The sequence below is a fragment of the Caballeronia grimmiae genome (genome assembly GCF_022879615.1).
GTDB lineage: Bacteria > Pseudomonadota > Gammaproteobacteria > Burkholderiales > Burkholderiaceae > Caballeronia > Caballeronia grimmiae.
The window spans coordinates 1,447,874-1,469,182 of sequence record NZ_CP084271.1; the positions used below are offsets into that span (position 1 = coordinate 1,447,874).

General features: G+C 64.2%; 15 protein-coding genes and 2 tRNA genes. 10 read left to right on the top strand and 7 right to left on the bottom strand.

Features of this window, described 5'->3' with window-relative positions; genetic code table 11:
• The first annotated feature begins 96 nt into the window (after positions 1-96).
• From LDZ21_RS06900 to LDZ21_RS06920, 5 genes are all read left to right on the top strand, one after another.
• The gene (locus LDZ21_RS06900) at positions 97-1,698 is read left to right on the top strand and encodes a protein adenylyltransferase SelO (RefSeq protein WP_425306850.1); all 1,602 of its coding nucleotides are present in this window, start codon (positions 97-99) and stop codon (positions 1,696-1,698) included.
• 67 nt (positions 1,699-1,765) lie between these two features.
• Positions 1,766-2,188, top strand: a complete 423-nt coding sequence (msrB, locus tag LDZ21_RS06905) for a peptide-methionine (R)-S-oxide reductase MsrB (RefSeq protein WP_035967385.1) — start codon at positions 1,766-1,768, stop codon at positions 2,186-2,188.
• A 126-nt stretch (positions 2,189-2,314) separates the two neighbouring features.
• A complete protein-coding gene (locus tag LDZ21_RS06910; RefSeq protein ID WP_035967386.1) occupies positions 2,315-2,854 on the top strand; it encodes a septation protein A in 540 nt (179 codons plus the stop codon).
• Positions 2,851-3,165 (top strand): BolA family protein, encoded by a 315-nt coding sequence (locus LDZ21_RS06915; protein ID WP_244792299.1) that lies wholly within the window; start codon positions 2,851-2,853, stop codon positions 3,163-3,165. Before LDZ21_RS06910 ends, LDZ21_RS06915 begins: the two co-directional genes overlap by 4 nt.
• Positions 3,166-3,259: 94 nt before the next feature.
• Complete coding sequence (locus LDZ21_RS06920) at positions 3,260-4,042, top strand: peptidylprolyl isomerase (RefSeq protein WP_035967388.1); 783 nt, start codon at positions 3,260-3,262, stop codon at positions 4,040-4,042.
• 81 nt (positions 4,043-4,123) lie between these two features.
• On the opposite strand, the gene LDZ21_RS06925 is transcribed toward LDZ21_RS06920, so the two are convergent.
• Entirely contained in the window at positions 4,124-4,888 is a 765-nt protein-coding gene (locus LDZ21_RS06925; protein ID WP_244792301.1) for a bestrophin-like domain, read from the bottom strand.
• A 202-nt stretch (positions 4,889-5,090) separates the two neighbouring features.
• Positions 5,091-9,128 (bottom strand): phosphoribosylformylglycinamidine synthase, encoded by a 4,038-nt coding sequence (purL, locus tag LDZ21_RS06930; RefSeq protein ID WP_244794786.1) that lies wholly within the window; start codon positions 9,126-9,128, stop codon positions 5,091-5,093.
• A gap of 390 nt (positions 9,129-9,518) precedes the next feature.
• Between purL and LDZ21_RS06935 the strand changes: the two genes are divergently transcribed.
• The 3 genes from LDZ21_RS06935 (at position 9,519) to pgi (ending at position 14,236) form a co-directional block, all read left to right on the top strand.
• The gene (locus LDZ21_RS06935; RefSeq protein ID WP_244792303.1) at positions 9,519-10,811 is read left to right on the top strand and encodes an FAD-dependent oxidoreductase; all 1,293 of its coding nucleotides are present in this window, start codon (positions 9,519-9,521) and stop codon (positions 10,809-10,811) included.
• 75 nt (positions 10,812-10,886) lie between these two features.
• Complete coding sequence (locus tag LDZ21_RS06940; protein WP_244792305.1) at positions 10,887-12,431, top strand: NAD(P)H-hydrate dehydratase; 1,545 nt, start codon at positions 10,887-10,889, stop codon at positions 12,429-12,431.
• A gap of 182 nt (positions 12,432-12,613) precedes the next feature.
• A complete protein-coding gene (pgi, locus tag LDZ21_RS06945; RefSeq protein ID WP_035967393.1) occupies positions 12,614-14,236 on the top strand; it encodes a glucose-6-phosphate isomerase in 1,623 nt (540 codons plus the stop codon).
• 30 nt (positions 14,237-14,266) lie between these two features.
• On the opposite strand, the gene LDZ21_RS06950 is transcribed toward pgi, so the two are convergent.
• Entirely contained in the window at positions 14,267-14,968 is a 702-nt protein-coding gene (locus LDZ21_RS06950; protein ID WP_035967395.1) for an ABC transporter ATP-binding protein, read from the bottom strand.
• Between LDZ21_RS06950 and LDZ21_RS06955 the strand changes: the two genes are divergently transcribed.
• Both LDZ21_RS06955 and LDZ21_RS06960 read left to right on the top strand, forming a co-directional pair.
• Positions 14,967-15,662 (top strand): arylesterase, encoded by a 696-nt coding sequence (locus LDZ21_RS06955; RefSeq protein ID WP_244792307.1) that lies wholly within the window; start codon positions 14,967-14,969, stop codon positions 15,660-15,662. The two genes, LDZ21_RS06950 and LDZ21_RS06955, sit on opposite strands and share 2 nt — an antisense overlap.
• A 129-nt stretch (positions 15,663-15,791) precedes the next feature.
• On the top strand, positions 15,792-16,133 hold the full coding sequence (locus LDZ21_RS06960) for a hypothetical protein (protein ID WP_244792309.1): 342 nt from the start codon (positions 15,792-15,794) through the stop codon (positions 16,131-16,133).
• 114 nt (positions 16,134-16,247) lie between these two features.
• On the opposite strand, the gene LDZ21_RS06965 is transcribed toward LDZ21_RS06960, so the two are convergent.
• The 4 genes from LDZ21_RS06965 to lon form a co-directional block, all read right to left on the bottom strand.
• Positions 16,248-18,170 carry a SurA N-terminal domain-containing protein gene (locus LDZ21_RS06965; protein WP_244792310.1) on the bottom strand — a complete coding sequence of 641 codons (1,923 nt, stop codon included), beginning with the start codon at positions 18,168-18,170 and terminating at the stop codon, positions 16,248-16,250.
• A 243-nt stretch (positions 18,171-18,413) separates the two neighbouring features.
• Positions 18,414-18,490: transfer RNA gene (locus LDZ21_RS06970), tRNA-Asp, on the bottom strand.
• A 35-nt stretch (positions 18,491-18,525) separates the two neighbouring features.
• A tRNA-Val gene (locus LDZ21_RS06975) sits at positions 18,526-18,601 on the bottom strand.
• Between the two features lie 219 nt (positions 18,602-18,820).
• Complete coding sequence (lon, locus tag LDZ21_RS06980; protein WP_244792312.1) at positions 18,821-21,244, bottom strand: endopeptidase La; 2,424 nt, start codon at positions 21,242-21,244, stop codon at positions 18,821-18,823.
• Positions 21,245-21,309 lie beyond the last annotated feature (65 nt).

The following is a 21,309-nucleotide window of genomic DNA, read 5'->3' on the forward strand; positions in this document are numbered from 1 at the left end:
TACGCGATGGTGACCGTCATGGTTGCCGCCGCGAGGGCGGTCCTGCAGGCCGGCGGGCGCGGAATTACAATATCGTTTAACTCTGAGGCGCTCAATATGTCGTTTTCCCCAAGCAATGCGGTGCGCGCAACGACCGACGAAGCCGATGAACTCGCGTCCTCTGCCGGCTCCATGCAGCGCATCGCCGATGCCGTCCGGAGCGGCCGTCCCGGTTCCTTCGCCGCGCTCGGTTCCGCGTTCCTGACCCGCCTTCCCGCCACGCCCGTTCCCGATCCTTACGTCGTCGCTGTTTCGCGCGAAGCCGCCGATTCGCTCGGCTTCGATGCAAGCGTCGCTTCCGGCCCGGAACACGCCGCATTCGCCGCGTACTTCGCCGGCAATCCGACGCCGCAGTGGCCGCGCGACGCCATGCCCTACGCCGCCGTGTATTCGGGGCATCAGTTCGGCGTTTGGGCGGGCCAGTTGGGCGATGGCCGCGCGATCACGCTCGGCGAAGTCGAACACGCCGGCGCGCGCCTCGAAGTGCAACTGAAGGGCGCGGGCCGCACGCCCTATTCCCGCATGGGCGATGGCCGCGCCGTGCTGCGCTCGTCGATCCGCGAATTTCTGTGCTCCGAGGCGATGCATCATCTCGGCATCCCGACGACGCGCGCGCTCGCCGTCATCGGCTCCGACATGCCGGTGCGCCGCGAAACCATCGAGACCGCGGCGATCGCCACGCGTATTGCGCCGAGCTTCGTGCGCTTCGGGCACTTCGAGCATTTCTATTCGAACGATCGCGTCGACGAACTGAAGGCGCTGGCCGATCACGTCATCGACCGCTTCTATCCGCAGTGCCGCGAGGCGGACGACCCCTATCTCGCGCTGCTCGGTGAAGCCGTGCGAAGCACCGCCGAACTGATGGCGCACTGGCAGGGCGTCGGCTTCTGCCACGGCGTGATGAACACGGACAACATGTCGATTCTCGGCCTGACCATCGACTATGGTCCGTTCGGTTTCATGGACGGCTTCAACGCGCATCACATCTGCAATCACTCCGATACGCAGGGCCGCTATTCTTATAGCCGTCAGCCGCAAGTCGGTTACTGGAACCTGTTCTGCCTCGCGCAGGCGCTGGTGCCGCTTTTTGGCGCGAATTTGCCGGAGGAAGGCCGCGCGGAACGCGTCGTGGAAGAGGCGCAGAAGGTGCTCGAGCAGTACAAGACCGCGTTCGCGCCGGCGCTCGAAGCGAAGATGCGCGCGAAGCTCGGGCTTGAAACCAACCGCGATGACGACGACAAGCTCGCCAACGCCCTGTTCGAAATCATGCATGCGAATCGCGCGGATTTCACGCTGACGTTCCGCAATCTGTCGAAGGTATCGAAGGCGGATGCATCGAACGATGCGGCCGTGCGCGACCTCTTTCTCGACCGCGCGGCTTTCGATGCGTGGGCCGTGCGCTATCGCGAGCGGCTTGCACATGAATCGCGCGATGATGCGTCGCGCGCCGCGGCGATGAATCGCGTGAACCCGAAGTACGTGCTGCGCAATCATCTTGCCGAACAGGCGATTCGCCAGGCGAACGAGAAGGACTTCTCGGAGGTCGAACGTCTTCTGGATGTGCTGCGCCGCCCGTACGACGAGCAACCGGAATACGAGGCATACGCCGGCCTTCCGCCAGACTGGGCGGGCGATCTCGAAGTGAGCTGCTCTTCGTGAGTTGCGCTTCATCCCGCCGCCCCCATCTTCGTTGTCCACCGGACGCAAGAAACGACCAAGGATACTTATGAACAGAGACGACACCCCCGCCGCCGCCGACTATCCGCTGAAAAAGGACGACGACGCCTACCGCAGCGAACTGAGCGAAACGCAGTATCGCGTGACGCGCCACGCCGCGACGGAACGGCCGTTCACCGGCGAGTACTGGGATCATTTCGAGCGTGGCATCTACGACTGCGTGTGCTGCGGCACGCCGCTTTTCGAGTCCGATACGAAATTCGATGCCGGCTGCGGCTGGCCGAGCTATTTCAAGCCGATCAACGGCGAAGTGATCCAGGAAAAGACCGATCGCACGCACGGCATGTTGCGCATCGAAGTGCTCTGCAAGAACTGCGGCGCGCATCTCGGCCACGTGTTCGAAGACGGCCCGGCGCCGACTGGCCTGCGGTATTGCATCAATTCGGCTGCGCTACAATTCGAACCCAAGTAAGGGCTCGCAGGTATCGATGCGCTTGCATCGCGTGTCATCCACGCCCGCTTTTCGAGCGGGCGTTCGCTTATCGCTGCCGTGTCTCCTGCACCCGCACTATCTGATGCCCACCACTTCCGGCCGCCAATGAAATTCCTGTTCGATCTGTTTCCGATCATCCTCTTTTTCGTCGCATTCAAGATCTGGGGCATCTACACGGCGACCGCCGTCGCGATCGCCGCGACGCTCGTGCAGATCGCGTGGGTCGCGTTCCGTCACCGCAAGGTCGATCCGATGCTGTGGGTCAGTCTCGGCGTGGTCGTCGTGTTCGGCGGCGCGACGCTCGTGTTGCATAACGACACCTTCATCAAATGGAAGCCGACCGCGCTCTACTGGCTGTTCGCGTTCGCGCTGATCGTCGCGCAGATCGGCTTCAGGAAGAATCTCATCGAAGCGATGATGGGCAAGCAGATCGTCTTGCCGCATCGCGTGTGGGGACAGTTGAACGTCGCGTGGGCGGTGTTTTTCGCGCTGCTGGGCGTCGTGAACCTGTTCGTCGCGTATAACTTCACCACCGATCAGTGGGTCAACTTCAAGCTCTTCGGCGCGACGGGCTGTCTCGTGCTGTTCATCGTCGCGCAGAGCTTCTGGCTCGCGAAATACATGAAGGAGGAGGACAAGCAATGAGCGAATCGTTCGACTTCATCAACGCAAGCGCGCAAGAGAAGATCACCCATCTCGAAGCGCTTCTCACCGCCGCGCTCGAACCGCAGGCCGTGCACATCGAGGACGACAGCGCCGCGCATGCGGGCCATGCCGGTGCGGCGGCGGGCAGCCATTACACGGTGACGGTCGTCTCCGAACGCTTTGCCGGCAAGGCGCGCGTGGCTCGGCATCGGCTGGTGTATGATGCGCTGGCCGATGAAATGCGGCGCGGCGTGCATGCGCTCGCCATCCGGGCATTCACGCCGCAAGAGTTCGCAGAACAATTCCAATGAATTCACGGCGTGCCGGTTCGCTCGGACCGGCGCCTGGTTTATCTTCGCTAATCTCGCCTGTTAAGGCGTCAGTTTGCTCAGTTAGGAACCTCCGATGACTTTGAAAAAAACCCGCGTCTGGGTGTTGCTGGCGGCATGCGCGGCGGCTCCCGCGTTTGCGCAAAACATCGCCGTCGTCAACGGCACGCCGATTCCCACGGCGCGCGCCGATGCGCTCGTGAAGCAGCTCGTCCAGCAGGGTCAGCAGGATTCGCCGCAACTGCAGCAGGCCGTGCGTGAGGAACTCATCAACCGCGAGATCCTGATGCAGGAAGCCGGACGCGAAGGCATCGCAATGCGCCCGGACGTGAAGGCGCAAATCGCCGTCGCGCAGCAGACCGTGGTGCTGCGCGCGCTGATCGAGAACTTCGTCGCCAAGAACAAGCCGAGCGATGCCGAAGTCAAGGCACGCTACGACCAGCTCGTGAAGCAGACGGGCGGCGGCAAGGAACTGCATCTGCATCACATCCTCGTGGAAGACGAAGCGCAGGCGAAAGACCTGATCGCGAAGATCAAGGGCGGCGCGAGCTTCGAGGATCTCGCGAAGCAGTATTCGAAGGACCCGGGATCGGGCAAGAATGGCGGCGATCTGGACTGGTCGTCGCCGTCGGCTTACGTGCCGGAATTCGGCGCAGCGGCGGAGAAGCTCAAGAAGGGCGAAGTGACGGCCGCGCCGGTGAAGACGCAGTTCGGCTGGCACGTCATTCGTCTGGACGATAGCCGCGAAGTCGCCCCGCCGCCGTTCGATCAGGTCAAGGCGCAGATCGCGCAGCAGATGCAGCAGCAGAAGCTGCAGGATTTCGAAGAGGAACTGCGCAAGAAGGCCGTGATCAAGTAAGCGCGCTTCGGCAGTCACGCGTTGCGAAGCGAAGCCGCCCTCGGGCGGCTTTGTCGTTTCTTGCGCCTGGAGCGCGGTCCGCTACGCGCCCAAGGACAGCAGAAGCCTGCTCAGATTCTGCGGTTGCACGCGGATGATGCCGCTCTGCGGGCTGTCGATATCGGCGATAAGCGCGACGGACAATGAAACCGTCACCGGCAGGATCGTGATGAGCCATCCTTTCCGAAGCGCGCCTCGCGCACCGTAACCTTGCACGACGCACGCAAAGCCTCCGATGGCGATCAAGAGAAACCACGCGCCCAACGGAATGTGATTGATTCGGGCTGCTTCCGAATAATCCTGCGAGTTGAGCACATCGTTCATGCCCGTTACGACGATGCCGCCGATCGGCGTCGGCTGATCCTTGGCGACCTGCTTCGCGAGGTCCCACAGTCGAGTCTGCAGCGCCGCTGTTTCGATTCCAATCTGCGTCATGCGGGCGCGATCGCTCGCCCGGTAATAAGCGGCTCGTAGCCGCGCATAGTCGATCAGCAAGCTTTTGATACGGCTATCGACGGGCGCACCCGCCAGGTCCGCTCGCGCGTACTCCGTGCCGATCGCGTTCGCTTCCGCTTCTTCGAGCGTCTTGCGCGTGTCGTAGCGGCCAACGGCCATCGAGAGACAAAAACCGATCAGCAGCGCAAGCAGGGTCAGCGTTGCGGTCTGAACGACGTTGAAGTCTTCGCGTTCTTCGGCGGAGAGTTCGCGGATGCGTCGGCGAACGAAACCTCCGAGGGCCACCGCCGCGATGAAACCCACGAGAAGCACCACGAAAAGAAACGCTGGATGAGCGACGAATCCTGCCATGCGATGGCCTCCGGATATCGACGCTCACTCGCTGAAACGCGCGGCGTCCTGCCCACCGATATCACTTCCTGTCAGCCGCGACAAGTCATCGCCGCCGGATGCAAAAAGCCCTCGGGAACGTCGAACAGGAGTCCGACTTTCTCGAGGGCGTCAGGCGGGCTCGGGTGAACCGTCCTGTTTCAACGCGTCATCGACGCGCAGCTCAGCCCATGAACCGCCGCGCGTTCTGGAACACGCGCAGCCACGGGCTGGCGTCCGTGGTCCAGTCATCGGGCGTCCAGCTCATCTGCACATTGCGATGCACACGCTCCATGTGCGGCATCAGCACCGTGAAACGGCCATCGGGCGTCGTCACCGACGTGATGCCCTGCGGCGATCCGTTCGGGTTGAGCGGATAGCTTTCCGTGGCGTTGCCGCGATGATCGACGTAGCGCATCGACACGAGCGCGCTGGCTGCATCGCCCTGTTGCGAGAAGTCCGCGAAACCTTCGCCGTGCGCGACCGCCACCGGAATGCGCGAGCCTTCCATGCCCGCGAAGAAGATCGACGGCGAGTTCTGCACTTCGACGAGCGAGAAGCGCGCCTCGAACTGTTCCGACTTGTTGCGCGTGAACTTCGGCCATGCTTCGGCGCCGGGAATGATCGACGCCAGGCTCGACAACATCTGGCAGCCGTTGCAAATGCCGAGCGCGAACGTGTCCTGGCGGCCGAAGAACGCCGCGAACATGTCCGCGAGACGCGGATTGAAGCGGATCGTCTTCGCCCAGCCTTCGCCCGCGCCGAGCACGTCGCCATACGAGAAGCCGCCGCATGCCACCGCGCCCGCGAAATCGGCAAGCGTCGCGCGGCCTTCGAGCAGGTCGCTCATGTGGACGTCGTGCGCGTCGAAGCCGGCGCGATCGAATGCGTACGCCGTCTCCAGATGCGAGTTCACGCCCTGCTCCCGCAGGATCGCCACGCGCGGGCGCTTGTTCGTCGCGATGAAGGGAGCCGCGACGTCTTCCGCCGGATCGAAGGTCAGCACCGGCGACAGACCCGGATCGTTTGCATCGAGCAGCGCGTCGTATTCGGCGTCGGCGCACGCGGGGTTGTCGCGCAGACGCGCAATGCGCCAGCTCACGTCGCTCCACGCACGATGCAGCTCGACGCGCGGCGCATCGTAGATTTTCTTGGCGTCGCGATAGATTTCGATCGCATCGCGCTCGTTCGGCTTGCCGATGACATGCGAGCACGCCGACAGCCCGTGTTCGCGCAGCGCGGCGAGCACCGCGTCGCGGTCCGATGCGCGCACCTGAACCACCGCGCCCAGTTCTTCGGTAAAGAGCGCGCGCAGCGTGCGATCGTCGCGGCGGCCGCTCGTCTGCTTGGTCCAGTCCTTCGCGTCGCCGTAATCGAACTCGTGATTCGCGTCGAGCGTCAGCATGTCGACGTTCAGCGACACCCCCACGTGGCCCGCAAACGCCATTTCGCAGACCGTCGCCCAGAGGCCGCCGTCCGAGCGGTCGTGATAAGCGAGCAGCTTGCCATCGGCGTTGAGCGCCTGGATCGCGGCGAAGAAGCGCTTCAGGTCTTCGGGATCGTCGACGTCCGGCGTCGTATCGCCGATTTGCTGCGTGACCTGCGCGAGGATGCTGCCGCCAAGACGATTGCGCCCGCGGCCAAGGTCGATCGCGATCAGCACGGTGTCCGTATCGGCGGCGAGTTGCGGCGTCAGGTGACGCCGCACGTCCTCGACCGGCGCGAACGCCGAAATGATCAGCGACACCGGCGACACCACTTCCTTCTGCGCGCCGCGTGCATCCTGCCACTTCGTGCGCATCGACAGCGAATCCTTGCCGACCGGAATGCTGATGCCGAGCGCCGGGCACAGTTCCATGCCGATCGCTTTCACGGTGTCGTACAGCGCGGCGTCTTCGCCCGCGCTGCCGCACGCGGCCATCCAGTTGGCCGACAGCTTCAGCTTGTTCAGCGATTCGATCGGCGCGGACGCGATGTTCGTCACCGCCTCACCCACCGCCATGCGGCCGGATGCGGGCGCGTCGATCACGGCGAGCGGCGTGCGTTCAGCCATCGTCATGGCTTCGCCGCGGAAGCCCGCGTAGTCCATCGTCGTGATCGCGCAATCCGCGACGGGCACTTGCCACGGCCCGACGAACTGGTCGCGCGCGGTCGTGCCGCCCACCGAACGGTCGCCGATGGTGATGAGGAACGACTTGCTCGCGACGCTCGGATGCTTGAGCACATCGACCGCGATTTCGGACAGCAGCAGGCCCGTCACGTCGACGGGCTCGAAACGCGCGGTTTCGCGCTTGACGTCGCGATGCATCTTCGGCGGCTTGCCGAGCAGCACGTCCATCGGCATGTCGACGGGCGGCTGGCCTGCGTTGTCATCGTCGACGACTTTGAGCTGACGCTCGTCCGTCGCCACGCCGACGACCGCGACCGGGCAGCGTTCGCGCTCGCAGATCGCTTCGAACGCGGGATAATCGGCCGGCGCGATCGCCAGCACATAACGCTCTTGCGCTTCGTTCGACCAGATTTCGCGCGGCGACAGGCCGGTTTCCTCGAGCTGGACCTTGCGCAGATCGAAGCGCGCGCCTTTGCCCGCGCCATCGACGAGTTCGGGGAATGCATTGGAGATGCCGCCCGCGCCGACGTCGTGAATCGACAGAATCGGATTGCGCTTACCCTGCTGCCAGCACGCGTTGATGACTTCCTGCGCGCGGCGCTGGATTTCCGGATTGCCGCGCTGGACCGAATCGAAATCGAGTTCGGCGGTGTTCGCGCCGGTCGCCATCGACGACGCCGCGCCCCCGCCCATGCCAATGCGCATGCCCGGCCCGCCGATCTGAATCAGCAGCGTGCCCGCAGGCAAGTCGTGCTTGTGCGTGTGCTGATCCGAAATATTGCCGATGCCGCCGGCGATCATGATCGGCTTGTGATAGCCGTACACGCGGCCCGCGGCGTTCTGCTCGTAGGTGCGGAAGTAGCCGCCGAGGTTCGGGCGGCCGAATTCGTTGTTGAACGCGGCGGCGCCGATCGGGCCGTCGATCATGATCTGCAACGGCGATGCGATGCGCTCCGGCCGGCCATACGGCTCGTGCTGATCGGCGGGGTTGCGCGACGGCAGCGGCGTTGCGCAGTCGCGGGCGTTCTCCCACTTCTGCCGCGCATCGGGCAAGTCGAGATTCGAGACCGTGAAGCCTGCGAGACCGGCCTTCGGACGCGCGCCGCGTCCCGTCGCGCCTTCGTCGCGGATTTCGCCGCCCGAGCCCGTCGCCGCGCCGGCGAACGGCGAGATGGCCGTCGGGTGGTTATGCGTCTCGACCTTCATCAGCGTGTGCGTCAGCTCGACGTGGCGCCCGTAGTGCTCGCTGTCGCCGCGCGGGAACCAGCGCTCCGCGATGCCGCCCTGCATGATCGCCGAATTGTCGGAATACGCGACGATCGTCCCTTCGTGATTCAGCTTCTCGGTGTTGCGAATCATCTGAAACAGCGACATGTCCTGCTTCTCGCCGTCGATAGTCCATTCGCCGTTGAAGATCTTGTGGCGGCAATGCTCGCTGTTGGCCTGCGCGAACATCATCAGCTCGACGTCGGTCGGATTGCGCTTCAGCCCTTTGAACGCGTCCACCAGATAGTCGATCTCGTCGTCCGCCAGCGCGAGCCCGAGTTCCATGTTCGCAGCTTCGAGCGCGCGGCGTCCCGTGCCGATGATGTCGACCGTTTGCAGCGGCTTCGCGGGCAGTTCGTCGAAAAGATGCAGTGCCTGATCGCGCGACGCCGCGACGTTTTCCGTCATTCGGTCGTGCAGCGCGTCGGCCACTTGGGCGCGCGCTTCGTCCGACAGCGTCTTCTTGCCGCCGAGCAGCCCGCTTTTCATGACGACGGAATATTCGACGCCGCGCTCGATGCGCCGCACCTGCGTCAGTCCGCAATGATGCGCGATGTCGGTGGCCTTGCTCGCCCACGGCGACACCGTGCCGAAACGCGGCACGACCATGAAGGTCTCGACGTGACCGCGTTCCTTCGGTTCCTCGAACGGGGCGCCGTAGTGCATCAGCGCGTGGATGCGGTTCGTGTCCTCATCGGAGAGCGGCTCCGACGAGTTGACGAAATGCAGGAATTGCCCGCGCACGCCGACGATATTCGCATCGATTTTGACGAGCGTTTCAAGAAGACGGGTCTGACGGAAATCGGAGAGAGCCGAAGCGCCGGGAAAACACGAGAAGTGGGCCATTGTGACGATGCGTCGATGACGTCTGTGAGCCGCTCGACGGCACTCGGAGCGCCGAGTGTGCAAAGCGGCGTGAGGCGAAAGGAAGACCGCGATTATAACCCGGATGCGTCTCGAAATCGGACGGCTGCGGCGCGAGCGGCCTGTCGTGTCCACGCCGCGGGCGACGCGCGTTCTTCGGCGCGTTTCCCGAAATAGCCGGACGCCCAGGCCGCACCGTCGGCAAGGCCCGATTGGCGGTCCCTAGGCAGCGAATTTGGCGCTATCATGGCGCGCTTTCCAGGGGCGCGGCATGCCGCCGTGCTCGCCGTCCTGCCGTTAGAACATGCGGCTTCTCCGGCGCGCGATGCGCCGCCCCGGCCGTGCTATACCCGCCTTCGGGCACAAAAAATCATGGATGTCATCGTCATCGGCGGAGGAATCGCCGGCATCGCCACCGCCTATCAGTTGCATTCGGCCGGGCATCGCGTCTGCGTGATCGAGCGCCACGCGACCGTCGCCCAGGGTGCGACCTACGGCCAGGGCGGCGCGCTGCTGCCCTCGCCGCTCGACGTCTGGTTCGGCCCGACGTTCATGGCGTCGTCCCGCGCGAAACAAAGCGGCATGCTGGTCAAGACCGGCTTCGACGGCGCGGCCCGCGATTTTCTGAAGCAGCTCGGGCGGCTGCGCAAGCCGGAGGCCTTCGCCGCGCAATATGCGCTGCTTCAGCCGCTCGTCGCGTTGTCGCGGCGTTGCATCGCCGAAATCGAAACGAAACACGAACTGGAGTTCGAGCAGCGCGTCGGCCTGCTGCACGTGTTCCGCAATGCCCGCGAGCTGGAGGACGCGCAGCCGGCGATCGACTTGCTGAGAGACGTCGGCGTGCCGCATCGGGTTCTGACGCCGGAGGAATGCGTCGCCTTCGAGCCGTCAGTGCCCGACGATCCGGCATTCGCCGGGGGCGTGCTGCTGTCCGCCGAGCGCACCGCCAATTGCCCCCATTTCACGAAACAGCTGAAGCAACTTCTCGAAGACAGCGGCGTGCAGTTCCGCATGAACCGGGATGTCGCCGCGGTGCGTCTGGAGGAGCGCCGCGCGGTGGTCGAATTGTCGGGCGCGAAGGGCAGCGTGAAGCGCCCGAGCGAGGTGGAACTGATTTCCGCCGATGCCATCGTCGTCGCGGCCGGCGCCGATACGCCCGCGTTGCTGAGCGGCTTCCGGTCGACGTCGTCGCTCTATCCGGTGCGGGTGCATACGCTGACCGCGCCGGTCGCCTACGACGAGCGCGCGCCGCATACGACGGTCGTCGATTCCGTGAAGCGCATCACGATGACGCGCGTGCATCAGCGCCTGCGCGTCGGCGGCGCGGGTGTCTTCCAGAGCCTCTCGAAAACCGACAAGCCGATCGACGCCGCCCTCGCCCGCCGCGCGCACGATGTGCTCGGCCAGGGCACGCACGACTGGATTCCGGGCGCGGCGCGCGTCTCGGCGGCGCGCGCGTGGGACGGCTTGCGCCTCTTGTCCGTCGATGGCCTGCCGGTCGTCGGCACGACGCAGCATCCGCGCCTTTTCGTGAACGCGGCGCATGGCCCGGCCGGCTGGGGCCTCGCCTGCGGCTCTGCTAAAGTGGTCGCGGATCTGGTCTCGGGTGTGACGCCCGACATCCCCGCCGACACGCTCGCGGCGCTCAACATCGAACGCTTCTGAGCCGCGCGGGGTGGCATGAACGGTGCGAGCCGGATCGCCTTCCGTCGACCGCCCGCTCATCTGCTCCGCGCCACCATGACCGCTTCCTACTTCACACCCGACGACGCCCTCGCGCTGCTCACGCTGAACGAATTGCGCACGGTCGAGGCGCGCGCCGCCGCCGCGCTGCCGCCGCATACGCTGATGGCGCGTGCAGGCGAAGCCGCCGCGAACTATCTGCTCGACGCCCTCGCCCGCGATCCGGACGCGGCCACGCTCCCCGTCTGGATCGTGGCCGGCCCCGGCAACAACGGCGGCGATGCGCTCGTCGTCGCTGAACGGCTGCATCGCGCGGGCGTTGCCGTGCGCGTCTGCATGCCGAGCGAAGTCAAACCCGACGACGCGCGCTGGGCGCTCGACGCCGCACGCGCCGCCGGCGTCACGATCGAAAGCGAGCCGCCCGCCTCGTTCGATGGCCTCGGCTGGCTCGTCGACGGGATGTTCGGCATCGGCCTCACGCGTGCGCTCGATGGCGTCTTCGCCAACATCGCGGCGCGCATGTCGCGTCGCGGACGCGAGTCGGGCCGCGTGCTGGCGCTCGACGTGCCGAGCGGCCTCGACAGCGATACCGGCACGCCCGTCGGCGGCGGCGAGGCGGTGCGCGCGACTGTCACGATGACCTTCATCGGTGCGAAGCCGGGCCTCGTCACCGCGCAGGGCCGCGATTTGTGCGGCAGGCTGCATGTCGCGACGCTGGACGTGGAGCCGCTCGCGGCGCCGTCCGTCGTGCTCAACGCGACGTCGCTGTTTCGCGCGCATCTGCCGCCGCGCGACTACGCGACCAACAAGGGCACGTTCGGGACGCTCGCGGTCGTCGGCGGCGACACCGGCATGTGCGGCGCGCCGATTCTGGCCGCCCGCATGGCGCTCTATGGCGGCGCGGGCAAGGTCCACGTCGCGTTTCTCGGCGAAGGCGGCCCGCCCTACGATCCGCCGCATCCCGAACTCATGCTGCATCACGTCGACGGCTTCGCGCTCGACAAGATGGACGCGCTGGCCATCGGCTGCGGCATGGGCAAAAGCGATCGCGCGAAGAAAGTGCTCGCCGACGTGTTGAAGCTCGACATGCCGAAGCTGCTCGACGCCGATGCGCTCAACCTCGTCGCCGAAGACGACGCCCTCGCCCGCGAAGTCGCCGCGCGCGGGCAAGCGGGCGATCCGTGCATCCTGACGCCGCACCCGCTCGAAGCCGCGCGCCTGCTGCAAACGGATGCGAAGGGCGTGCAGGCGGACCGCATCGCCGCCGCGCGCCAGCTTTCGGCGCGTTATGCCGCCGTCGCCGTGCTGAAAGGCTCGGGAACGGTGATCGCATCGCCGGATGGCCGCGTCGCGGTGAATCCGACCGGCAACGCCGGACTCGCGACCGGCGGCACCGGCGACGTGCTCGGCGGTCTCATCGGAGCATTGCTCGCGCAAAAGCTGCCGGCGCATGAAGCCGCGCTCGCGGGCGTCTATCTGCACGGGCTGGCGGCACAGACGCTGTCCGCGGAAGGCACGGGGCCCGCCGGACTCACCGCCGGCGAACTCGCGCCGCAAGTGCGCAAGCTCATCAATCGCCGCTTCTACGCCGCCAGCGTGTGACGCGTTGCAAGCATCCGTTCACGCATCGTCGCTATACTCCCTTTGTTTCCTTTTGCTCCCTTGATTCGGGCATCCGCGGCGGCACGGGCTGCGTTCGACGAACCTCGATGGCCGCAGAGGTACGCCCCTGGCCGAACCGCATCGCACCAAAGTTTTCTGTTAATCACGACTATCGGACCGCTATGACGCTCAATTCGCTTCCCGCCTGGTCGGCGCTCCAATCGCATTACGATGCCATCTCCGGCGAGCGCCTGCGCGACTGGTTCGCGCCGCAAAACGACACCGCACCGACGCGCGCGGAGCGCCTGACGTTCGACGGCGGCGGACTCACCATCGATTTCTCGAAGAACCGCATCACCGACGCGACGCTCGAACTGCTGATTCAGCTGGCCGAGCAGGCCGGCGTCACGAAGCGCCGCGACGCGATGTTCAATGGCGACATTGTCAACATCACCGAAGAACGAGCCGTGTTGCACACCGCCTTGCGCGCCCAGTCGCCGGACGCGCCGTTCCATCAGCAGGTGCAAGCCGAAAAAGCGAAGATGGCCGCGTTCGCCGACAAGGTCCGCGACGGCTCGTGGACCGGCTACTCCGGCAAGCGCATTCGCCATGTGGTGAACATCGGCATCGGCGGGTCCGATCTCGGGCCGAAGATGGTCGTGCATGCGCTGCATCATCTGGCGTCGAAGGAACTGGATACGCATTTCGTCTCCAACGTCGATGGCGCCGATCTCTACAACGTGCTCGAGCAGATCGACGCGGAAGAGACGCTCGCGATCATCGTGTCGAAGACGTTCACCACGCTCGAAACCATGACCAACGCGCATTCGATGCGCAACTGGTTCATTCAGCAGGGCTGTCCGGAAGATCAACTGTCGAAGCATTTCGTCGGTGTGTCGGCGAATCCGGCGGAAGTCGTGAAGTTCGGCATCGCGAAGGAAAACGTCTTCGAGATGTGGGACTGGGTCGGCGGCCGCTATTCGCTGTGGTCGGCGGTCGGCTTGTCGATCATGCTGTCGGTCGGGCCGAAGAACTTCGACGCGCTGCTCGAAGGCGCGGATCAGATGGACCGCCATTTCCGCGAAGCGCCGCTGGCCGAGAATCTGCCGGTGCTGATGGGGATGATCGGCATCTGGTATCGCAACTTCTTCGGCTCGCAGAGCGATCTGATCGCGCCTTACTCGCAGGCGCTGCACTATTTGCCGTCGTATCTGCAGCAACTGGAGATGGAGAGCAACGGCAAGTCCGCGACGCTCGACGGCGGCATGGTCGATTACCCCACGGCCGCGGTGATCTGGGGCGAGCCGGGCACGAACGGCCAGCACGCGTTCTTCCAGATGCTGCATCAGGGGCCGACGCTCATTCCGATCGACTTCATCGCCGTGCTGACGCCCGAGCATCCGCTCGTCGATCATCACGCGAAACTGCTCGCCAACTGCTTTGCGCAGAGCGAAGCGTTGATGCTCGGCCGCACGCTCGAAGAAGCGAAGAAGGTCGCAGGTCCGGGCAAGGAGGCGCTCGCGACCCATCTGAGCTTCCCGGGCAACCGGCCCACGACGACCATCATGCTCGATGCGCTCACGCCGCAATCGCTTGGCGCGCTCATCGCGCTTTACGAGCACAAGGTGCTGGTGCAGGGAACGGTGTGGAACGTCAACTCGTTCGACCAGTGGGGCGTGGAGCTGGGCAAGATTCTCGGCAAGGTCGTCGAAGCGGATATCACCGCTGCGAGCGTCGATGCATCGAAGCATGATTCGTCGACGTCCGCGCTGATCGAACGCGCGCGCAAGGCGCTCAAGCGCTGAACGCCGATACCGGCGGCGGCTCGTCTGCGGCTAGACGCTCAGGCCGTTGACGAGCCGCCCCGCTTCGATCGTCACCGTCGCGTCGCAGCGTTCGGCGAGTTCGGCATCGTGGGTGACGAGCACGAGCGTCGCGCCGTTGCGGCTGTTCATCTCGAACATCAGGTCGATGATCGCGTAGCCCGTGCCGGCGTCGAGGCTGCCCGTGGGTTCATCGGCGAACAGGACTGCGGGATGCGTGACGAAGGCGCGCGCCAGCGCCACGCGCTGCTGCTCGCCACCGGATAGCAGCTTCGGATAATGGCCCGTACGCTGTGAAAGCCCGACTTGCTCCAGCAGCGACCGGGCGCGCTGCGCGATCTGATCATGCGGCATCTCGGCGCGCAGTTCGAGCGGCAGCATGACGTTCTCGAGCGCGGTCAGATGCGGCATCAACTGGAATGACTGAAATACGAAGCCGACCGCGCCGCTTCTGAGCGCGGCGCGCTGGTCTTCATCGAGCGTCGTCAGCTCCTTGCCCAACAGGCGAACCGAGCCCTCGCTCGCGCTGTCCAATCCCGCGAGCAGGCCGAGGAGTGTCGACTTGCCCGAGCCCGATGCCCCGACGATCGCCACGCTGCTGCCCTTCGCGATGGACAGATCGATCTGATCGAGAATCGTGAGCTCGCCCGTTGCGTCCTTCACCCGCTTGCTTAATCCCCGTACTTCGATGACCGGCTCGATATCGTTTTGCATGGACACCTTGAAAAATAACTGGAGCGCGCGTGGTTTCGTCTGGGCCGCTGTCGCGAGCGCGATGTTCGCGGCGGCCGCATCGTCGAGCGTGAACGCTGCGGAAGCACAAGCCGCCCAAGCGCCGCCGACAAAGCCCGCGATCGTCGTGCTGGGCGATAGCCTGTCGGCGGAATACGGCCTGCCGCGCGATACCGGCTGGGTCAATCTGCTGCGCGAGCGGCTGGCAAAAGAGCGCTTCGATTATAGCGTCGCCAATTCGAGCATCAGCGGCGACACCACGAGCGGTGGACGCGCGAGGCTGACCGCGGTGCTCACGCGCATCAAGCCGGCTGTGGTGATCGTCGAACTCGGCGCGAACGATGCGTTGCGCGGCGTGCCGCTCGCAACCACGGAGGCGAACCTGCGCGGCATCGTCGATGCGTCGTTGGCCGCCCATGCGAAGGTGCTGCTCGTCGGCATGTACGTTCCGCCCAATTACGGCCCCGACTATTCGCAGAAGTTCCATGCGGTGTACGAGCGCATCGCGAAAGACAAGAAGGTATCGCTCGTGCCATTTCTGCTCGCGGGCATCGAAGACAAGCCGTCGATGTTCCAGTCAGACCAGATTCACCCCACCGTTCAGGCCCAGCCTTTGCTATTGAACAACGTCTGGCCAACGTTGAAACCGTTGCTGGCTGCGGGCGCGTCGCAGTAACCGGATGCCAGCCGCGCCAGCCCTTCGACCAAGCGCGAAAAAGACGGCCACGATTCAGTACTCTGAGACTTTCGCGTCACTCACTCTAATATCACCGCTCAGTACGGAGCGAATCAACAAGGAGGTCACGTGAAATATTTCTCCCTGCTCGCATTGACCGTTGCGATCTCGGCTTGCGCCGCACAGCCGCCTGCAGGCGTGCAGCAAGTCGGCACGAGCCAGAAGGCGCCGAAGGTGGTTGCGCAATGCGTCGCCGAGAAGTGGGCGCAGAAATCGCAGCAGCAGGTCATCTCGCAAGACACGCTCGCCAATGACCAGGCGCTCGACGTGTTCGTTCCGGGGCAGCAGCCGCCGAACGGCGCAGCAGCCGTGGTGCGCCCGTCGTGGTCGGGTCCGGGCTCGTGGGTCGGCTTCCGCGCCGCGGGTGCGGCCGGCAGCGACACGACCGGCGACATCCAGGCTTGCCTGTAAGCGCGCCAATGTCACGCGTCACCGGCGTGCGATCCCGGTGACGCCGATAAAAAAGCCCCGCTTCCTTCCGGAAGCGGGGCTTCTTGTTTCAGCCTTCGCTGATGCCGCTGCGCCTTAGTTCGAGGACGGCGCCGGCGCGTGGCTCAGCTTGACGTTCGAACGTGCCTTGAGCGAGCCCATATACGCGGTCATCTCGGCTTCGGCATAGCGCTGCGCGATCTGCTGCTGCGCACCGGCCAGACGGTCCGCCGCGACCGGCGCGGCCTTCTCGATGCCGTTCACGCGATAGATCGCATAGCCGTCCGCACCCAGATCGACGCCCACGTACGCGGGCAGCTTGGAGGCATCGGCCTTGAAGACGGCGCCGAGGGCCGCGGGCGGCAGACCTTGTGCATCGTTGCGCGATACCGTGATCGCCGACGTAAAGCCTTCGGGCGACTTCGACTTCTGCAGTTCCGCGAGCTTGGCCTCGCCTTGCTTGCGTGCCTGCGCGCTCGCCATGTCGGCCACGACCTTGCCGCGCACCGCGTCCTTCACCGCGTCGAACGCGGGAACGGTGGACGCCTTGTAGTCGGTCACACGCGCTGCGATCAGCGTGCTGTTGCCGACATCGATGGCTTGCGTATTGTTGTGTTCCTTCACCGAGTCCGGCGCGAACACGGCGGCGAGGAACTTCGCATTGTTGAGCGGGTTGTCCTGCGGCAGTTGCGGGTTCGGCTTCGGCGTGACCGTCGCGGTCTGGATCGTCAGCTTGTACTTGTCCGCCGCCGGTTGAAGCGACTTGGCCTTTTCATAGACGATGTCGTTCAGTCCCGTCGCGGCTGCGGAGAACGCGTTCGATCCTTCTTGCGCGGCGTAGTCCTTCGCGATCGCATCCTTCACTTCATCGAAGGGCTTGGTCGCGGCAGGCTTCACGTCCGTCGCCTGGATGATGTGATAACCAAAGTCCGATTCGACGATGTTGCTCACCTCGCCCTTCTTCAGGCTGAACGCAGCGTCGTCGAAAGCCTTGCCGCCCGCGATCTGCCCGCGCGTGAAGTAGCCCAGATCGCCGCCCTTGCTCGCCGAGCCCGGGTCCTCCGAATCTTTCTGCGCGACTTGCGCGAACTGATCCGGATGCGCCTTCACCTGCGCAAGCAGCGACTCGGCCTTCTGCTTCGCTTTCGCCTTGTCGGCTGCGCTCGCGTCCTTCGGCGCATTCACGAGAATATGGCTCGCGCGGACCTCGCCTTCGGTGCGATAGCGCTGGATATTGTCGTCGTAATACTTCTTGAGATCGGCGTCGCTCGGCTTCGATGCAGCCGCGAGCGTGGACGGCGACAGCACGAGATATTGAATCGTGGCCGTCTCCGACGTCGCGAAATCGTTGCGATGGGCGTCGTAATAAGCGTGCAACTGCGCGTCGGTCGGCTGGACCTTCGCGGCGAAGTCGGCGGTGCGCAGCAGCAGGCCCTGCACGGCGCGGCGCTGCTCGGCGAGTTCGGTCAGGTTCTGAGCGAGCGCCTTCGACGTGAACGACGTTTGCTGAATGCTGGCCGGAATCTGCTCATTGGCGATCGTGTAGCGCATGCGCTCGTCGTACTGCGCGGGCGTCATGCCCTGCATTGCGAGCAACTGCTTGTATCGCTCGACGTCGATGGTGCCGTCCGGCTTGCGCAGCGACGCGATGCCGGGATCGGCCAGCAGCGCACGGCGCACGGCGTCGTCCGATGCGGTCAGATGCAGGCGTTGCGTCTCGTCCGACAGCGTGCGCTGTTGCACGAGGCTATCGACCATTGCGCTGCGCGTCTCGGGCGTATCGAACATCTTGGCGTCGAACTGCGCGCCCAGCATCGAGCGGGCGCGTTCGACCTGCTGCCTGAACGCACTATCGTATTCGGCGCGCGTGATCTTGTGACCGTTCACGCTGGCGACGTACGCGTTTTCGTCGAAGAAGCTGTTGAAGCCCTGAATCCCCACGATGCCCAGACCGGGCAAGATGAAGAGCATCAGCAAGGCCATCGCCAGGCGCTGGTGACTGCGGAAGAATTGGAGCATGCTTAACGCTGCGTATTAGACAAAACGCCCGATATTACAACAGTGGGACGGGAAAAGGCGAAAGGCGGGGATGATTCGCACCCGAGGACGGTCGCGAGGCGTTGTTATCAGTCACTTGCAGCCGGTTGGTGAACACCGTGATGCATCGGCCGATGCGCGCATCAGGCCGTTAGGACGTTTAACTATGCACGCGCAAAACAAAAATCCCGCAAGCGGCGAAGCTTGCGGGACTTTCGATTAACTTGGCGGAGCGGACGGGACTCGAACCCGCGACCCCCGGCGTGACAGGCCGGTATTCTAACCAACTGAACTACCGCTCCTAATTCGATGCGCCACGAAACGATGAATGGGAAACTGGTGGGTGCTGAGAGGCTCGAACTCCCGACCTACGCCTTGTAAGGGCGCCGCTCTACCAACTGAGCTAAGCACCCGTTCCGCCATTCTTTCGGCTCGCGCCCGCTTGTACGGCCCGGTTAGAAGTTCCGTATCCAGCGAGTCCGCTAGTCTAGCGCATTGTTTTGGCGTTTGCCAGTGGAGAATGAGGAAATTCTGCCGCTTTGTTCGCCATCATGGGCATCAAATGAAGCGCCAATAAAAAACCCGCGGACGGATGCCCGCGGGTTCTTAAAACAGCGCTTCGACGCGATGCCTCAGTGCTTCACGACATCGCCCGATGCGGGCTGGTCTTTCTGCGTTTCCGCAGCGACCGGCGTCGCCTTCGCTTCCTCTTCAGGCAGCGCCTCCGGCAGACGTTCCAGCGCCAGTTCGAGCACGCGATCGATCCATCGCACCGGCACGATCTCGATGGCGTTCTTCACGTTGTCGGGAATGTCGGCCAGATCCTTCGTGTTTTCCTCGGGGATCAGCACGAGCTTGATGCCGCCGCGATGCGCCGCCAGCAGCTTCTCCTTCAACCCGCCGATCGGCAGCACTTCGCCGCGCAGCGTGATTTCGCCCGTCATCGCGACATCCGCGCGAACCGGAATGCCCGTCAGCACCGACACCAGCGCCGTGGTCATCGCGATACCGGCGGACGGACCGTCCTTCGGCGTCGCGCCTTCCGGCACGTGGATGTGGATGTCCTTCTTCTCGAAAGACTCATCCGTGATGCCAAGACGGCGCGAACGCGAACGCACGACCGAGCGCGCCGCTTCGACGGATTCCTTCATCACGTCGCCGAGCGAACCGGTACGGATCACGCCGCCCTTGCCGGGCATCACCGCCGCTTCGATCGTCAGCAGATCGCCGCCGACTTCCGTCCACGCGAGACCCGTCACCTGGCCGATCTGATTTTCCTTCGCGGCGAGACCGAAGTCGTACTTGCGCACGCCGAGGAAGGTATCGAGATTCGAGCCGTCGACCTTCACCGCGCCTTCCGCCTTCTTCAGCAGCAGCATCTTCACGACCTTGCGGCAGATCTTCGACACTTCACGCTCGAGCGAACGAACGCCCGCTTCACGCGTGTAGTAGCGAATGATGTCGCGGATAGCTTGTTCCGTGACGTCGATCTCGCCTTCCTTCAGGCCGTTGTTGCGCTTCTGCTTCGGCAGCAGATAACGCTGCGCGATGCTGACCTTCTCGTCCTCGGTGTAACCCGAGAGGCGAATGACTTCCATCCGGTCGAGCAGCGGCGGCGGAATGTTCAGCGAGTTCGACGTCGCCACGAACATCACGTCCGACAGGTCGAAGTCCACTTCGATGTAGTGATCCGCGAACGTATGGTTCTGTTCCGGATCCAGCACTTCGAGCAGCGCCGATGCCGGATCGCCGCGGAAATCCATGCCCATCTTGTCGACTTCGTCGAGCAGGAAGAGCGGATTGCGCACGCCGACCTTGGCCAGGCTCTGCAAAATCTTGCCGGGCATGGAACCGATATACGTGCGACGGTGACCGCGAATCTCGGACTCGTCGTGCACGCCGCCGAGCGCCATGCGCACGAACTTGCGATTCGTTGCGCGGGCGATCGACTGCCCGAGCGAGGTCTTGCCGACGCCCGGAGGCCCGACGAGGCACAGAATCGGCGCCTTCACCTTCTCGACGCGTTGCTGGACCGCGAGATACTCGAGAATGCGTTCCTTGACCTTCTCGAGGCCGAAGTGGTCTTCATCGAGCACGCGCTCGGCGTTCGACAGGTCGTTGTTGACCTTGCTCTTCTTGCGCCACGGCAAGCCGATCAGCGTGTCGATGTAATTGCGCACGACGGTCGCTTCCGCGGACATCGGCGACATCAGCTTCAGCTTCTTCAGTTCGGCGTCGGCCTTCTTCTTGGCTTCCTTGGGCATGCGCGCGGCAGTGATGCGCTTCTCGAGTTCCTCGAGATCCGCGCCTTCTTCGCCTTCGCCCAGTTCCTTCTGGATGGCCTTGACCTGCTCGTTCAGGTAGTACTCGCGCTGGCTCTTCTCCATCTGGCGCTTCACGCGCCCGCGGATGCGCTTTTCGACCTGCAAAATGTCGATTTCGGCTTCCAGCTGCGCGAGCAGATGCTCCAGACGCTCGATGACCGGGAACATCTCGAGAATGTGCTGCTTCTGGTCGAGCTTGAGCGGCAAATGCGCGGCGATGGTGTCAGCCAGACGACCCGCTTCGTCGATACCCGACAGCGACGTCAGGATCTCCGGCGGAATCTTCTTGTTCAGCTTCACGTACTGATCGAACTGCGAGACGATCGCGCGGCGCAGCGCTTCGGTTTCGGCGCTATCCGCGTGGTCCGGTTCGAGCGGCATCACATCGCAGGAAAACTGCGTTTCCTGTTCTTCGATGGAAAGCGTCTTCGCACGCTGCAAGCCTTCGACGAGCACCTTCACCGTGCCGTCCGGCAGCTTCAGCATTTGCAGGATGTTGGCGACACACCCTACTTCGTACATGTCCTTTTCGGTCGGCTCGTCTTTCGCCGCGGTTTTCTGGGCGACGAGCATGATGTGCTTGCCGCCTTCCATAGCGGCTTCGAGCGCCTTGATCGACTTGGGCCGCCCAACGAAGAGCGGAATTACCATGTGCGGGAATACGACTACGTCGCGCAGCGGGAGCAGCGGCAGCGTAATGCGTTCCTGCGGGAGGAGTTGGGTTCCTGACATTTCATTTCCCCATGAATGGAATCGGTTCGTTCGTAAGTAAGGCCGTTAAGAGCTATTGCAAGCCT

Coding starts and splice junctions, on each gene's coding strand:
- purL (WP_244794786.1), bottom strand. CDS start 9,128: ATGGCCCACTTCTCGTGTTTTCCCGGCGCTTCGGCTCTCTCCGATTTC.
- LDZ21_RS06940 (WP_244792305.1), top strand. CDS start 10,887: ATGACCGCTTCCTACTTCACACCCGACGACGCCCTCGCGCTGCTCACG.
- msrB (WP_035967385.1), top strand. CDS start 1,766: ATGAACAGAGACGACACCCCCGCCGCCGCCGACTATCCGCTGAAAAAG.
- LDZ21_RS06915 (WP_244792299.1), top strand. CDS start 2,851: ATGAGCGAATCGTTCGACTTCATCAACGCAAGCGCGCAAGAGAAGATC.
- pgi (WP_035967393.1), top strand. CDS start 12,614: ATGACGCTCAATTCGCTTCCCGCCTGGTCGGCGCTCCAATCGCATTAC.
- LDZ21_RS06910 (WP_035967386.1), top strand. CDS start 2,315: ATGAAATTCCTGTTCGATCTGTTTCCGATCATCCTCTTTTTCGTCGCA.
- lon (WP_244792312.1), bottom strand. CDS start 21,244: ATGTCAGGAACCCAACTCCTCCCGCAGGAACGCATTACGCTGCCGCTG.
- LDZ21_RS06955 (WP_244792307.1), top strand. CDS start 14,967: ATGGACACCTTGAAAAATAACTGGAGCGCGCGTGGTTTCGTCTGGGCC.
- LDZ21_RS06935 (WP_244792303.1), top strand. CDS start 9,519: ATGGATGTCATCGTCATCGGCGGAGGAATCGCCGGCATCGCCACCGCC.
- LDZ21_RS06965 (WP_244792310.1), bottom strand. CDS start 18,170: ATGCTCCAATTCTTCCGCAGTCACCAGCGCCTGGCGATGGCCTTGCTG.
- LDZ21_RS06925 (WP_244792301.1), bottom strand. CDS start 4,888: ATGGCAGGATTCGTCGCTCATCCAGCGTTTCTTTTCGTGGTGCTTCTC.
- LDZ21_RS06920 (WP_035967388.1), top strand. CDS start 3,260: ATGACTTTGAAAAAAACCCGCGTCTGGGTGTTGCTGGCGGCATGCGCG.
- LDZ21_RS06900 (WP_425306850.1), top strand. CDS start 97: ATGTCGTTTTCCCCAAGCAATGCGGTGCGCGCAACGACCGACGAAGCC.
- LDZ21_RS06950 (WP_035967395.1), bottom strand. CDS start 14,968: ATGCAAAACGATATCGAGCCGGTCATCGAAGTACGGGGATTAAGCAAG.